The sequence below is a fragment of the Halolactibacillus alkaliphilus genome, from assembly GCF_900115465.1.
Lineage (GTDB): Bacteria > Bacillota > Bacilli > Bacillales > Amphibacillaceae > Halolactibacillus > Halolactibacillus alkaliphilus.
This window is the reverse complement of the sequence record NZ_FOWN01000010.1, coordinates 61,599-74,377: the sequence shown is the minus strand read 5'-3', so window position 1 is coordinate 74,377 and position 12,779 is coordinate 61,599. Positions and strand designations below refer to the sequence as shown.

Below are 12,779 nucleotides of genomic sequence, written 5' to 3'. Positions count from 1 at the left end.
ACAGTGAAAAATCATAACAACAATTGGCAATTCATCTCCCACCTAGCTCCTGACGGAGCTTGAGGAGGGAGACTTCTTGCCTAAGTTCGTTAAATGAAAGTGACATGGATTGGCAGCGATACAAATAGTTTCTACATAAACAGGAGGCGTTCGGACATGAGTAAATTTGAAGAAAAAACAATAAAGACTAAAGAAATTTTTAACGGTAAAATTATTAAAGTGAGTGTGGATGACGTGCGACTACCCAATGGAGAAACTTCTATTCGGGAGCTTGTTAAACATCAAGGTGCTGTGGCCGTGATCGCTGTGACGGAAGATAAACGGTTTATTATGGTTGAGCAATACCGTAAACCGTTAGAAAAAGCCCTCGTTGAAGTTCCTGCTGGTAAGCTAGAACCAAATGAAGCTCCAGAAGTAACTGCGATTAGAGAATTAGAAGAAGAAACAGGATTTACAACAGAGCATTTAGAGTATGTCACCTCTTTTTATACGACGCCAGGATTTTGTGATGAACTAATATATCTCTATTATACAGATAAACTTATTCCTTTAACCGAAGAAAAAGCGTTAGATGAAGATGAGTTTTTGGAATGTCAAAGTTACACCATGGCTGAATTGGACGACTTGATTAAAAGGGAGCGCATTCATGACCTTAAAACGATGTATGCGGTACAATACTTAAAGTTACGTGGTTTTGATTGATCAACCGCCTGCTGTTAGCTAATTTCTATAGATACGCTAACATGTTTTTCTTCGTCCACTCATAGATTAAAAAAAGGTGTATAATCTATGATGTTAATCTATGGAGGGACAACGATTGAACCAAACTCAGCTCTTTTATCACGTTAGCCAGCACAAACGAATCGTCATCTCATTACTCGTCGCATTATTTCTTGGTATTCTTCTTGGTAGCTATTTATCGGTCACCTATTTAACAGACCATTTAACGCTGACGCTCCCTAATACACATGTGAGTGCCTGGACATTGAAGATGTATGGCCTCATTTTACTTGAAAATGCATGGGTTTTTATCGTCATTTATATTGGTAGTTTATCTTTTATTGGTGTGCCACTGATATATTTTGGGTGGCTTGTACTAGGCATGCGCATTGGATACACTGTTGCTATTTGTATCTCAACATTTCAACTAAGGGGTGTAGGCATTGCTTTTAGTGTATTAATCATTGATCAACTCATCTTGCTACCATTAACCTGTTGTTTCGGTGTTTATGCCCTTTTGATTCACCGACAGTTATTTTTTAAACACGCCCCGGCTGTTGCGGCGCAACTATCAACAAAACTTAGGCAATATCACTACCGGTTCATCGTGTATCTTATTGTCGTCGCTTTACTTTCAGTACTTGAAAGTAGTTACTATACGTATATATACCCCTATATCATGTCAGTTTTTAGTTGATAGTTATTCTAAAAAAAACTAATGATAATCATTAACAAATAATAATTATTTTAATTGACAGCCTGACGGTAGCTGACTATAATTGAGAAAGTAGGGAGGTTTCCGGGATGGAACATCGTATAGAACGTATTAAAAAGCAATTACATGCTCAAAGTTATAAGTTGACCCCACAACGGGAAGCGACCGTACGCGTGTTACTTGAGCGAGAAGAAGATCATTTAAGTGCAGAGGATATCTATTTGCTCGTAAAGGAAAAAGCACCTGAAATTGGTCTAGCGACAGTCTACCGCACACTTGAGCTGTTATCGGAATTGAAAGTTGTTGATAAGATTAATTTTGGTGATGGCGTGTCACGTTATGACTTAAGAAAAGAAGGTGCAGCACATTTTCACCATCATTTAGTATGTATGGAGTGCGGTGCTGTTGAAGAAATTGTTGAAGATTTATTAGAGGACGTCGAAAAGAAAATTGAAGATGAGTGGCAATTCCAAGTCAAAGATCATCGTCTAACCTTTCACGGCATTTGCCGTAAGTGCCAACAAAAAAACAATGCTAACAATTAAAATCACAGTGTCCCTGTGGTTTTTTGTCTTTTACAATTAGAAACGAGGGATAAGATGGAACACGATATGAGAGATTTTATCCATTATATAAAGATCGAACGTGGTCTTAGCGAAAATACGATTGAATCATATACGCGCGACCTTAAAAAATACCATCGCTATTTAGTAGAACATGATATATCAGATTGGGAAACTGTAGAACGTGTGCACGTAGTTAATTATTTATATACCCTTAAAGACCGAGGGCAAAGTGAAGCGACAATCCAACGGGTGTTGTCTACACTGCGCTCTTTTCATCAATTTCTAAAACGCGAAAAAAAGACAAAACACGATGCAAGTTTACATATTGACACGCCTAAAAAGAAGCAAACATTACCGAATGTCTTATCAGTCAATGAGGTGGCCTTGTTGCTAGATATACAAGTTCGATCCCCACTAGAAGCACGAACAAAAGCGATGCTCGAGTTAATGTATGCGACTGGTTTGAGAGTATCTGAGTGTATTGGTGTTCAACTGGCAGACTTACATTTAGATATTGGGTTTATTCGTTTATTCGGTAAAGGTAACAAAGAACGGATTGTCCCACTTGGTGAAGAGGCGAGCGAAGCGGTCAAAGATTATTTAGTGTATTATCGCCCAGCACTTATGAAGAATAAAAATCATGAAATCCTATTTGTTAATCATCACGGGAATCCATTGTCAAGGCAAGGTTTTTTTAAATTGATTAAACAACGTGCCATAGAGGTCGGGATCAATGAAGATATTTCACCACACAAATTGCGTCATTCATTTGCCACACACTTATTAGAATGCGGTGCGGATTTACGGTCTGTTCAGGAGATGTTAGGTCATAGTGATATTTCTACGACCCAGATATACACACATGTGACCAATACGCGTCTAGCATCAATTTATAAAACGTATCATCCGAGAGCATGAGTAGTCATGTCTCGGATGTTTTTTTGATTTACGCCCTGAAGAAGTGTATAACCACTTTTTCAGGGTTATTTGTCGTAATGCATGTGATAGCCATGTCGAGATTTTACCTCTTTTAGCGCTCTGTGACTTGTTTTCTGTACCGGCAGGAAATCGGCGGGTCTTTCCCGAAAACAGAGGAAACTGATCCAAGAGAGGAAGAGAAACTATGTCATTAATAAAAGAGTTTGAAGTGCGAGATGATTGTTTAATCGTTCGCCTGATAGGAGATTTAGATCACCATGAGACCGATCTTTTACGAGAGGAATGGATGCACTATCTAACAGCCTATCCTATTAATCATGTTATTTTGTCACTTGCAGGTGTAGAGTTCATTGATAGCTCAGGTTTAGGTGTTATTCTAGGACGCTATAAAGTATTAAAAAGTTATGGCGGCAGTTTAGTTATTTGTTCTATTTCTAGGCAAGTGAAACGTTTATTTGATTTATCGGGTCTATTCAAAATTATTACATTTACTGAAGATGAGTATGATGCACGTGAGTGGCTGGGGGTATCGTGATGAAAAATGAAGTCGTTGTTCAGTTTCCGAGTTTAAGTGAGTATGAGCGATTGGCTAGAATGATTGTCACAAGTTTTATGATGCCTTATGACCCGACAATAGATGAATTAGCAGACATAAAGACCGTAGTCTCAGAAGCGGTCACTAATGCGATTATACATGGTTATGAACATGAGGATGGCATCGTAGAGCTCAAGTTACACGTAAATAACGATCGCTTGATAATTGTTATTAAGGATGAAGGAAAAGGCATTGAAGATATTGAACAGGTTAAGGTTCCTCTTTTCACCACAAAACCTGAATCTGAACGCTCAGGTATGGGTTTTACAATTATGGAACAGTTTATGGATGGTTGTCATATAGAATCTACGCTATCAAAAGGCACAACAGTTACGCTAGAAAAAATGCTTTCACACGTCTCAGTAGGTGTATAGTATGGCGACGGACTTATTGAAAGATGAGGAAGTTAAAGCGCTGATTATTAAAGCTCAGCACGATGACCAACATGCACGTAGTTATTTGGTAGAGAAGAATAAACGTCTCGTTTGGTCGATTGTTAATCGCTATAAACATCGGGGCTATGAAAGTGAAGATTTATTTCAGATGGGATCAATTGGCTTGATTAAAGCTATTGATAAGTTCGATTTATCCTATGACGTGAAATTTTCTACATATGCTGTTCCGATGATCATTGGGGAAATACAACGTTTTTTACGTGATGATGGTGCTATAAAAGTAAGTCGCTCTTTAAAAGAACTAGCGCTTAAATCCCACCATGCTCGAGAGAAAATAATCAAAGAAAAAGGTGAAGCTCCTACATTCAGTGAACTTGCGGAGGTGTTAGAGGTAAGTGTTGAACACATAATGGAAGCCGAAGAAGCTGTGAGGCGCCCACAATCGATCTATGAGTCGATTTACGAGAGTGATGGTCAGGCTATTGTTTGTTTAGATAAACTAACGAGTGAGCCAAAAGATATTATTCAGCATTTAATGTTAACAGATGGTGTTAATCGTCTAGCTGAGCGAGAAAAAATTATTATTTATTTACGTTATTTTAAAGATTATACCCAAATGGAAGTAGCTAAACGTTTAGCTATTTCTCAAGTGCAAGTATCAAGACTCGAAAAAAAGAGCTTACAGCTATTGAAACAGTATTTGACTCAGGGTGTATAGCAAGCGCCTTTTTCGCCTATACTGGGGTGAAAAGGAGGGGCATATAGATGCTTTATGACACGGACGCGCAATGCGAGAAAATAAAAAAGAAGATGACAAGAGAAATGGGGCTTGGTCAGTCGTTTGATTTAGGTTTAAGAACACTTCATCTGCATGGAGTAGAAATTAATTTATATTTTGTGAATGGATTAGCTGATACAGAACAAATAATTCGCTTACTAGGTAATTTGGAAATCCAGCAACAAATGAGAAAATCACCGGTATTTGACTTGTTGTATGATCGCCTTACGCATCAACAAGTTACTATCTGTCATGACTTTTCAAAAGCCATGACAGACGTGTTATCTGGACTTATTTGTTTAGTTGTCGATAATGATCAACGGTTTATCCTCATTGATGTGAGGCAATACCCTGGGAGAAATTCAGAAGAACCTGATACCGAAAGAGTCGTAAGAGGCTCCAGGGACGGGTTTACTGAGAACATAATCGAGAATACAGCCTTAATCAGACGACGCATTCGCGACCCACATTTAAGACATGAGATAATTAAAGTTGGTAAAAGATCGAAAACAGATATTTGCTTATCTTATATAGAGGGGTTATGTGACCCGGATTTAATAGACATAATAAAAAAAGAACTTCATATGATTGAAGTTGATGCGCTGCCAATGGCTGATAAAACATTGGAAACATATCTAGTAAAACAAGGATATAACCCATTCCCATTGGTCCGCTATTCAGAGCGACCGGATGTGTGCTCGGCACATTTGTTTGAAGGGCACCTACTCATTATTGTGGATACTTCACCGAGCGTGATGATCGCCCCAACGACATATTTTCATCACCTGCAACATGCAGAGGAGTATCGGCAATCGCCTTTTATTGGTACGTTTATTCGTTGGATTCGTTTCGTTGGGGTATTTCTATCGTTGTTTCTCGTTCCAGTGTGGTATTTTTTTGCGGAAAATCCGCAATATACACCAGCATTTTTAAGCTTTATTGGTCCGCAAGAAGAAGCAACACTTAGTTTATTTATCCAACTTTTTTTAGCAGATATGGGTATTGAGTTTTTACGCATGGCCGCCATTCACACACCAACACCATTAACGACGGCGATGGGTTTAATAGCGGCTGTACTTATTGGACAAATTGCTATTGATGTCGGTTTATTCGTTCCGGAAGTAATTCTTTACATTTCCATTGCGTCGATTGGCTCCTATTTAACACCAAGTTATGAACTTAGTATTGCCAATAAAGTGACAAGGCTAATACTTCTTATGTTAACGGCTTGGCTTAACTTGGTGGGTTTAATTGGTGGTATTGTGGGTTTATTTCTCTTTCTTGTTACAACGAAAACGTTCCATGTGCCTTACTTATGGCCGGTAATTCCCTTTGATTGGGAGATGTTCAAACGGCTTATATTTCGAACAAGCAAATCAAATCAACATAGTCGACTGAAGTCGATAAAACGATCAATCAGTAGAAGCAAGAAATAAGATTCATGCGCTTTTTATTGATTACTCACTTAAGATATGATAAATTAATGCTATTCTAAATAAGTTTGACGAAGACAAAGTGCTTTAGTCAATGTCGAAATAAGAGTGGGATTAAAGGAGGCAATCGGGTGAGTGAATTAAGTACGGTAAATGAAAAAGGTCACATGGTGTTTGCTGGTCTTGATGTTGTGTCATTAACAAAAGAATTTCAAACGCCTTTATTTGTTTATAATGTTGAGAAAATTCGAAAAAATGCACAAGCATTTGTAGAAGGTTTTAAACGTTTAGGTATTAAAGCGCAAGTTGCTTACGCGAGTAAAGCATTTAGTTCTGTTGCGATGTTACAAGTAGCTAAGCAAGAAGGGTTAAGCCTAGACGTTGTCTCTCAAGGAGAGTTATACACAGCAATTAAGGCCGATTTTCCAATGGATAAAGTCCATTTACATGGAAACAATAAAAGTCGTGATGAACTCCGCATGGCTCTCGAACATAAAATTGGGTGTATAGTTATTGATAATTTTCATGATATCGCGTTGTTAAAAGAGTTGCTTGTAGATGCTGATGAAACGATGGATGTACTTATTCGTGTAACACCAGGAATTGAAGCACATACACACGATTATATTCTTACAGGTAATGAAGATTCGAAATTTGGTTTTGATTTGAAAAATCAAGCAAAACAAGCGTATGAAGAAATTAAACAGATTAAAGGTCTCAGGTTAAAAGGTTTGCATTGTCATATTGGGTCGCAAATTTTTGAAACAGATGGCTTTATCATGGCGATTAAACGCTTATACGAAGTGCTTGCGGATTGGTACAAAGCAGATGGTTTTCAAGCAAGCGTCCTTAATCTCGGTGGTGGTTTTGGTATTCGGTATACAGATGAAGATGAGCCCCTCCCATTAGAAAATTATGTCGGGGCATTGGTCGATGAAGTCACACTAGAGGCACATAAATATGGGCTATCCTTACCTGAAATATGGATAGAACCTGGTCGAGCAATCGTTGGAGATGCAGCGATTACTTTGTATGAAATAGGCTCGAAGAAAGAGATTCCTCATGTAAGGAATTATGTGGCGATTGACGGGGGAATGACGGATAATATTAGACCAGCGCTTTATCAAGCGAAATATGATGCTGTGATTGCTAATAAAGCCAATCATCCTAAAACGTATCCTTGTTCAATTGCGGGTAAATGTTGTGAGTCAGGGGATATGTTGATTTATGATACTTTATTGCCAGAAGTTGAGCCAGGTGATATACTAGCAGTATTTAGTACAGGGGCGTACGGCTATTCAATGGCAAGCCATTATAATAGATTTCCTAAACCAGCGGTGGTGTTTGTTGAAAACAACAAAGCAACATTAGTCGTGAAACGGGAAACGTACGTTGATGTGACACAAAATGATTTAAGCTATGAATAATGGAGGAATAAAAGATGACAAAACAAGCAACAATCACATTTGAGAATGGTGAGAAAATCATCATCGAATTATTTGAAGAGGCAGCACCCAAAACAGTTGAAAACTTTGAAACCTTAGCAAATAAAGGGTTTTATGATGGGGTTATTTTTCACCGTGTAATTCCTGGCTTCGTTGCTCAAGGTGGTGACCCTACAGGTACTGGTATGGGTGGACCTGGTTATACAATTAAATGTGAGACAGAAGGGAATCCTCATAAGCACGTAGCTGGCTCTCTTTCTATGGCACATGCTGGAAAAGATACAGGTGGCAGCCAATTCTTCTTAGTACATGAACCACAACCACATTTAGATGGTGTGCATACGGTATTTGGTCAAGTTATAGAAGGTATGGATGTTGTATTACGTATTAAGCAAGGCGATGTTATGGAGAAAGTTATTGTAGAGGTAATTTAACACAACCCGTGCGCGAAAGACTTAAATGACCTTTTGGTCTAGTAAGGAGTTATTATGTTAATAAGGTTTAAAAAAACAATGGAAAAAATCGCAATGGGACTATTATCGTTTACGACGGAAGAAAAGGATATTAAAAAGCTTCAAGAGACGATTAAAATCTACAGTGAAAATCAAGAGGATGTGCTATTTCTTTGGAAAGAGCATGAAGACATGATTGGCGCCATTGGAATACATGTGGATGATGACTTAAAACGGTTAACGATTCAACATGTAAGTGTAAACCCTTCACATCGTGATAACGGGATAGGCCAACAAATGGTGCAAGCTTTGTGTCAGAGATACGATGCCTACGAAGTTGTTGGGAATCAACTAACAGATGACTTTCTAAGTAAATGTAAATAGATATGTAAAATACCACAGCATGTACTGTGGTATTTTACTGTTTAACTAGGATTATGATGATGGGAAAAACGCCGAAACATCTTAAGCTTCATGTGTATTTCATTTACGTGTACATATATCAGTAAGTAATAAGGAAATGAGGTGGCTAAATGTCCTTAGAATATAAAATAGAAACGGATCTATTTGAAGGTCCCCTAGATTTACTGTTGCATTTAATTAACAAGCTAGAAATTGATATTTATGAACTGCCCGTGAGTGAAGTGACGCGTCAATATATGACTTTCATTCATACGATGCAAGAATTGGAATTAAATATCGCAAGTGAATATTTGGTCATGGCTGCCACCTTGCTTCAGATTAAAAGTTCTATGCTATTACCAAATCCAGAAATAGAAGAATATGTGTATGATGACGGGGAAGATCCAAAGGAAGCATTGATTGAACGATTAATCGAATATAGAAAATATAAAGAAGTGGCTGAGAACCTGCATGATAGACAAGTAGAAGCGAATGAAACATACACACGTCCACCGTTAAAGCTAGCTGTTGCTCATAAAAAAGTAGACATGAATAATAAAGGGTCTATTTATGATATGTTAAAGGCGATGCAAAAAGTTTTTGACAGAAAAAAATGGACGCAACCAATGACGCGTACGATTGAAAAAATGGATGTGCCGATAAAAGAACGAATGGATCAAGTATTACACGCACTAGATAAGGCACCTGATGGCGTTGACTTTGAATCGTTGTTTCCTTATCCATCCAAAAGCCATATGGTGGTGACATTTATGGCGATGCTTGAATTAATGAAAGAAAAGCAAATATATTGTGTGCAAAAAGAGACGTTTGACCGATTAATTCTATATCGTTGGAGGGAAGTAGATGAGTGATTGTCATTTAAAGGGGATTCTTGAAAGTTTACTCTTTGTTTCAGGATCAGATGGTTTATCACTGAAACAAGTCATATCTATTCTTGAAGTTAACGAAGAAAAAGCCAAAGATATTTTGTTGGAATTAAAAAAGGATTATCAACAGTTGAGCCGAGGTATTCAACTTATTGAAGCTGACGATCATTATTATTTGACGACTAAAAAAGAACATACCGATTACTTGCAAACACTGGTGGTTGGAAATAAACAACATAAGTTATCGCAAGCAAGTCTTGAAACACTAGCCATTGTGGCTTACAATCAGCCAATCACACGCTTAGAAATCGAAGAGGTAAGAGGTGTGAAAAGTGACCGTCCCGTGCAAACGTTATTGTCACGAGGTTTAATTGAAGAAGCGGGTAAAAAAGATACGATAGGACGACCACATTTATATAAAACAACGATCGACTTTCTTACTTATTTTGGTTTGCAGTCAATTGATGAGTTACCACCTTTAACGGAACAAATGGCAGATTTGGACTTTAATGACGAATTAGATCTGTTTTTTAATCATGAAAAAACAGACTTAAGTGAGTAATGGTATGAATGCGCCTCTTTAGACATAGATATAAATGAGATGTCAAAAAGAGGTGAAGGTTATTGGCTCATGGGAATAGTTGTTTTAAATGGCTCACTTATTTAGTATTGGTTTCTTTTATGTTTTTAATGATGAGACAAACTGATGTGAGAGCTTTTTCGTTTGAAAAGGCGGTTGTAGTTGATGGTGTGACGGGTGAGGTTCTTTATGATCATCTGGGGAGAGAACGTGCGAATGTAGCAAGCTTAACGAAGATTATGACAGCTATTGTGGCACTTGAGTATGGTCAATTGGATGATGAAACGATTGTATCAGAACGTGCGAGTAAAATGGAAGGTTCGAGTGTCTATCTAAAACCAGGTACACGCATATCATTACGGGACTTACTCTATGCCTTGATGCTCCGAAGTGGTAATGATGCGAGTGTGGCCATTGCTGAAATGATTGGTGGTAGTGAAGCGGGTTTTGTCTTTTTAATGAACGAGAAGGCGCGCATGTTAGGACTTTATGATACGTGCTTTAAAAATGCGCACGGTCTTGATAGTGACAATCACTATTCTAGTGCTTATGATCTTGCGGTGATGACACAAGTCGCTTTAGGTTTTAATGCGTTTATTGATATTTCTGGTGCCAGGGCTTATCAGTCGCAAGCAGTTGATTACCCCTGGATTCATAAACATAAGTTAGTGAAGTATCATGTGGCGCCTAGTGTACTCGGAAAGACAGGTTACACAAAGTCAGCTGGTCGAACACTTATGACAGTGTTTGAAAAAAATCAACGACCAATTATTGTCGTTACTTTAAATGCCCCAAATGATTGGCTGGACCATCAACAGTTATTGGCTACGGTGAATGTATCAAAAGAGACAAACGAAATAGTCCCTCACCCATTGTTAGGAGTGAGAATATGTCGATGATTTGGCTATCGTTTGTCTTTACCGGTATGTTATCACTTATTATAACGTCAAATGCCTCGGTGATTGTTCCGCTTATGATTGAAAGTGTTGAGGATACGGTTGTCATTAGTTTTCATTTGCTCGTCATGATGGTGTTTTGGCTGGGGTTTATGAAAATAGCAGAGAGCGCTGGCTTATTGGCTGCTTTAACGTATATGTTAAGACGTCCGTTAAAATGGTTATTTCCTGAAGTGACACCTGAGAACCCAGCCTATGGTTATCTCGCAAGCAACATAACATTTAATCTGCTCGGATTGGGGAATGCAGCAACACCCCTGGGCTTAAAAGCGATGCAACTGATGCATGCGTTTAATGGAAATAATGAGCGCCCGTCAAAATCTATGCTGACATTAATTGTGCTTAATACCTCAAGCTTGGCTTTATACCCAACATCGATCATTGCATTAAGAACAGCTGCGCATTCTTCAATGCCTAGTCGTATTATAGTGGCAGTTATATTAACGTCAGCAATTACTACGATCGTTGCGGTGGGATTTGTTAAAATCTATACAAAAAGTCATTGTGGGGATCGTTAGTCATGGCGGCACTTGGTGAATATATATTGCCGATAATAATTTTATTAATCACGGCAACAGCTTTTGTGAAGCGGTTACCAGCGATTGATTTATTTATTGAAGGAGCGACAGAAGCGATTAAATGCATGTCGATGTTATTTATTCGTTTATTAGCGCTCGTTTTTTCTGTGAAGCTATTATTAAATGCGCATATTTTCCACGTATTAAGTGATAAAATAGCGATGATTGGTAAGGGGGCTATTCCAGCTGAATTATGGCCATTAATACTCCTGCGTCCCGTCTCGGGTGCCGCGTCATTAGCTGTTACAGAAGAAATTTATCAATTGTATGGCCCGGATACGGCTGTTGGCTTAATGGCCTCGGTTATTCAAGGCTCAACAGATACAACCTTATACATCGTTACCGTTTACTTTGGGGCAATTGGTATTAAAAGGACCAAAGAAGCATTAAGTATTGGACTTGCGGCCGATTTTATTGGTATAATAACGGCGGTTTTAGTCGCTAAATGGTTTTTCTTTTGATGAAATAGTTGTGAAGATGTCGATAATTTGAGAGAATAGAACATAATAGTGTGGTAAAAGAAAATAATGCGTTTAAAATGTTAGAACGATGAAGGGTGAAAATATGGAACAACATGCAGAACGATTACAAAAGGTCATTGCCCACAGTGGTGTGACATCTAGAAGAAAAGCAGAAACGATGATTGAAGAAGGTCGAGTAAAAGTTAATGGTAAAACAGTGACAACCTTAGGAGTAAAAGTCACACCTAACGACCGCGTGGAGGTAGACGGTGTCCAATTAACAAAAGAATCACGTGTGTATTTTTTACTTTATAAACCGCGTGGAGTGATTTCGGCTGTCAGTGATGATAAAGGGAGAAAGGTCGTCACGGATATATTGCCGTTTGTCCAAGAGCGTGTCTACCCAGTCGGTCGATTAGATTATGATACATCTGGTTTACTGTTACTAACAAATGACGGTGAATTAGCACAGTTGATGATGCATCCGAGTTATGAAATGGATAAAGTCTACGTGGCGAAGATAAAAGGTGTACCTACTAAATCTGAGCTTCAACAATTTAAGCGCGGAATAAAATCAGAAGGTGATGTATTAAAAGCGACAGAAGCGACGATTATTTCAGTTAATAAAGAAAAGGGACAATCAATTATTGAACTCACGTTGCATGAGGGGAAAAATAGACAAGTAAGACGCATGTTTGAAGCGTTAAACTATCCTGTTATGAAATTAAAGCGTGAACGATACGGGTTTCTTAATTTACGAGGCATGACCTCAGGCGATTACAGAGAATTATCACCACATGAAGTAAAACAATTAAGAGCTCATGCACTAGATCAACATAAATAAACGTGTCTTGTACACGTTCTATCTTTCACTATT

At 38.2% G+C, this 12,779-nt stretch carries 17 protein-coding genes; all 17 read left to right on the top strand.

Features of this window, described 5'->3' with window-relative positions; all coding sequences use genetic code 11:
* The first annotated feature begins 156 nt into the window (after positions 1 to 156).
* The 17 genes from BM163_RS06250 to BM163_RS06170 all read left to right on the top strand — a co-directional run bounded on the left by BM163_RS06250 (position 157) and on the right by BM163_RS06170 (position 12,746).
* Positions 157 to 702 carry an NUDIX hydrolase gene (locus tag BM163_RS06250; protein WP_089801296.1) on the top strand — a complete coding sequence of 182 codons (546 nt, stop codon included), beginning with the start codon at positions 157 to 159 and terminating at the stop codon, positions 700 to 702.
* Between the two features lie 115 nt (positions 703 to 817).
* Complete coding sequence (locus BM163_RS06245; protein WP_170243673.1) at positions 818 to 1,417, top strand: stage II sporulation protein M; 600 nt, start codon at positions 818 to 820, stop codon at positions 1,415 to 1,417.
* Between the two features lie 107 nt (positions 1,418 to 1,524).
* The gene (fur, locus tag BM163_RS06240; RefSeq protein WP_089801292.1) at positions 1,525 to 1,980 is read left to right on the top strand and encodes a ferric iron uptake transcriptional regulator; all 456 of its coding nucleotides are present in this window, start codon (positions 1,525 to 1,527) and stop codon (positions 1,978 to 1,980) included.
* A 54-nt stretch (positions 1,981 to 2,034) separates the two neighbouring features.
* A complete protein-coding gene (gene xerD / locus BM163_RS06235; RefSeq protein ID WP_089801290.1) occupies positions 2,035 to 2,919 on the top strand; it encodes a site-specific tyrosine recombinase XerD in 885 nt (294 codons plus the stop codon).
* A 205-nt stretch (positions 2,920 to 3,124) separates the two neighbouring features.
* Complete coding sequence (spoIIAA, locus tag BM163_RS06230; protein WP_089801288.1) at positions 3,125 to 3,475, top strand: anti-sigma F factor antagonist; 351 nt, start codon at positions 3,125 to 3,127, stop codon at positions 3,473 to 3,475.
* Positions 3,475 to 3,909: an anti-sigma F factor gene (spoIIAB, locus tag BM163_RS06225; protein ID WP_089801286.1), complete on the top strand. Its 435-nt coding sequence runs from the start codon at positions 3,475 to 3,477 to the stop codon at positions 3,907 to 3,909. Before spoIIAA ends, spoIIAB begins: the two co-directional genes overlap by 1 nt.
* A 1-nt stretch (position 3,910) precedes the next feature.
* Positions 3,911 to 4,648 carry a SigF/SigG family RNA polymerase sporulation sigma factor gene (locus BM163_RS06220; protein WP_089801284.1) on the top strand — a complete coding sequence of 246 codons (738 nt, stop codon included), beginning with the start codon at positions 3,911 to 3,913 and terminating at the stop codon, positions 4,646 to 4,648.
* A gap of 47 nt (positions 4,649 to 4,695) precedes the next feature.
* Positions 4,696 to 6,144: a spore germination protein gene (locus tag BM163_RS06215; RefSeq protein ID WP_089801282.1), complete on the top strand. Its 1,449-nt coding sequence runs from the start codon at positions 4,696 to 4,698 to the stop codon at positions 6,142 to 6,144.
* A gap of 128 nt (positions 6,145 to 6,272) precedes the next feature.
* Positions 6,273 to 7,568, top strand: coding sequence for a diaminopimelate decarboxylase (gene lysA / locus BM163_RS06210; protein ID WP_258390165.1), 1,296 nt, complete (start codon positions 6,273 to 6,275; stop codon positions 7,566 to 7,568).
* 14 nt (positions 7,569 to 7,582) lie between these two features.
* The gene (locus BM163_RS06205; protein ID WP_089801280.1) at positions 7,583 to 8,020 is read left to right on the top strand and encodes a peptidylprolyl isomerase; all 438 of its coding nucleotides are present in this window, start codon (positions 7,583 to 7,585) and stop codon (positions 8,018 to 8,020) included.
* Between the two features lie 78 nt (positions 8,021 to 8,098).
* Positions 8,099 to 8,422, top strand: a complete 324-nt coding sequence (locus tag BM163_RS06200) for a GNAT family N-acetyltransferase (RefSeq protein WP_371859491.1) — start codon at positions 8,099 to 8,101, stop codon at positions 8,420 to 8,422.
* A gap of 149 nt (positions 8,423 to 8,571) precedes the next feature.
* Entirely contained in the window at positions 8,572 to 9,312 is a 741-nt protein-coding gene (locus BM163_RS06195) for a segregation/condensation protein A (RefSeq protein WP_089801276.1), read from the top strand.
* Positions 9,305 to 9,889, top strand: coding sequence for an SMC-Scp complex subunit ScpB (gene scpB / locus BM163_RS06190; protein ID WP_089801274.1), 585 nt, complete (start codon positions 9,305 to 9,307; stop codon positions 9,887 to 9,889). Before BM163_RS06195 ends, scpB begins: the two co-directional genes overlap by 8 nt.
* Before the next feature lie 146 nt (positions 9,890 to 10,035).
* Positions 10,036 to 10,806: a D-alanyl-D-alanine carboxypeptidase family protein gene (locus tag BM163_RS06185; protein WP_170243672.1), complete on the top strand. Its 771-nt coding sequence runs from the start codon at positions 10,036 to 10,038 to the stop codon at positions 10,804 to 10,806.
* Complete coding sequence (locus tag BM163_RS06180) at positions 10,797 to 11,381, top strand: hypothetical protein (RefSeq protein WP_089801270.1); 585 nt, start codon at positions 10,797 to 10,799, stop codon at positions 11,379 to 11,381. Before BM163_RS06185 ends, BM163_RS06180 begins: the two co-directional genes overlap by 10 nt.
* A gap of 2 nt (positions 11,382 to 11,383) precedes the next feature.
* The gene (locus BM163_RS06175; RefSeq protein ID WP_089801268.1) at positions 11,384 to 11,902 is read left to right on the top strand and encodes a hypothetical protein; all 519 of its coding nucleotides are present in this window, start codon (positions 11,384 to 11,386) and stop codon (positions 11,900 to 11,902) included.
* 103 nt (positions 11,903 to 12,005) lie between these two features.
* Complete coding sequence (locus BM163_RS06170) at positions 12,006 to 12,746, top strand: pseudouridine synthase (protein WP_089801266.1); 741 nt, start codon at positions 12,006 to 12,008, stop codon at positions 12,744 to 12,746.
* Positions 12,747 to 12,779 lie beyond the last annotated feature (33 nt).

What these genes read in the sequence shown, in the direction of transcription:
- BM163_RS06250 (WP_089801296.1), top strand. Translation starts at nt 157, where the DNA reads ATGAGTAAATTTGAAGAAAAAACAATAAAGACTAAAGAAATTTTTAAC.
- fur (WP_089801292.1), top strand. Translation starts at nt 1,525, where the DNA reads ATGGAACATCGTATAGAACGTATTAAAAAGCAATTACATGCTCAAAGT.
- xerD (WP_089801290.1), top strand. Translation starts at nt 2,035, where the DNA reads ATGGAACACGATATGAGAGATTTTATCCATTATATAAAGATCGAACGT.
- spoIIAA (WP_089801288.1), top strand. Translation starts at nt 3,125, where the DNA reads ATGTCATTAATAAAAGAGTTTGAAGTGCGAGATGATTGTTTAATCGTT.
- spoIIAB (WP_089801286.1), top strand. Translation starts at nt 3,475, where the DNA reads ATGAAAAATGAAGTCGTTGTTCAGTTTCCGAGTTTAAGTGAGTATGAG.
- BM163_RS06220 (WP_089801284.1), top strand. Translation starts at nt 3,911, where the DNA reads ATGGCGACGGACTTATTGAAAGATGAGGAAGTTAAAGCGCTGATTATT.
- BM163_RS06215 (WP_089801282.1), top strand. Translation starts at nt 4,696, where the DNA reads ATGCTTTATGACACGGACGCGCAATGCGAGAAAATAAAAAAGAAGATG.
- BM163_RS06205 (WP_089801280.1), top strand. Translation starts at nt 7,583, where the DNA reads ATGACAAAACAAGCAACAATCACATTTGAGAATGGTGAGAAAATCATC.
- BM163_RS06200 (WP_371859491.1), top strand. Translation starts at nt 8,099, where the DNA reads ATGGAAAAAATCGCAATGGGACTATTATCGTTTACGACGGAAGAAAAG.
- BM163_RS06195 (WP_089801276.1), top strand. Translation starts at nt 8,572, where the DNA reads ATGTCCTTAGAATATAAAATAGAAACGGATCTATTTGAAGGTCCCCTA.
- scpB (WP_089801274.1), top strand. Translation starts at nt 9,305, where the DNA reads ATGAGTGATTGTCATTTAAAGGGGATTCTTGAAAGTTTACTCTTTGTT.
- BM163_RS06180 (WP_089801270.1), top strand. Translation starts at nt 10,797, where the DNA reads ATGTCGATGATTTGGCTATCGTTTGTCTTTACCGGTATGTTATCACTT.
- BM163_RS06175 (WP_089801268.1), top strand. Translation starts at nt 11,384, where the DNA reads ATGGCGGCACTTGGTGAATATATATTGCCGATAATAATTTTATTAATC.
- BM163_RS06170 (WP_089801266.1), top strand. Translation starts at nt 12,006, where the DNA reads ATGGAACAACATGCAGAACGATTACAAAAGGTCATTGCCCACAGTGGT.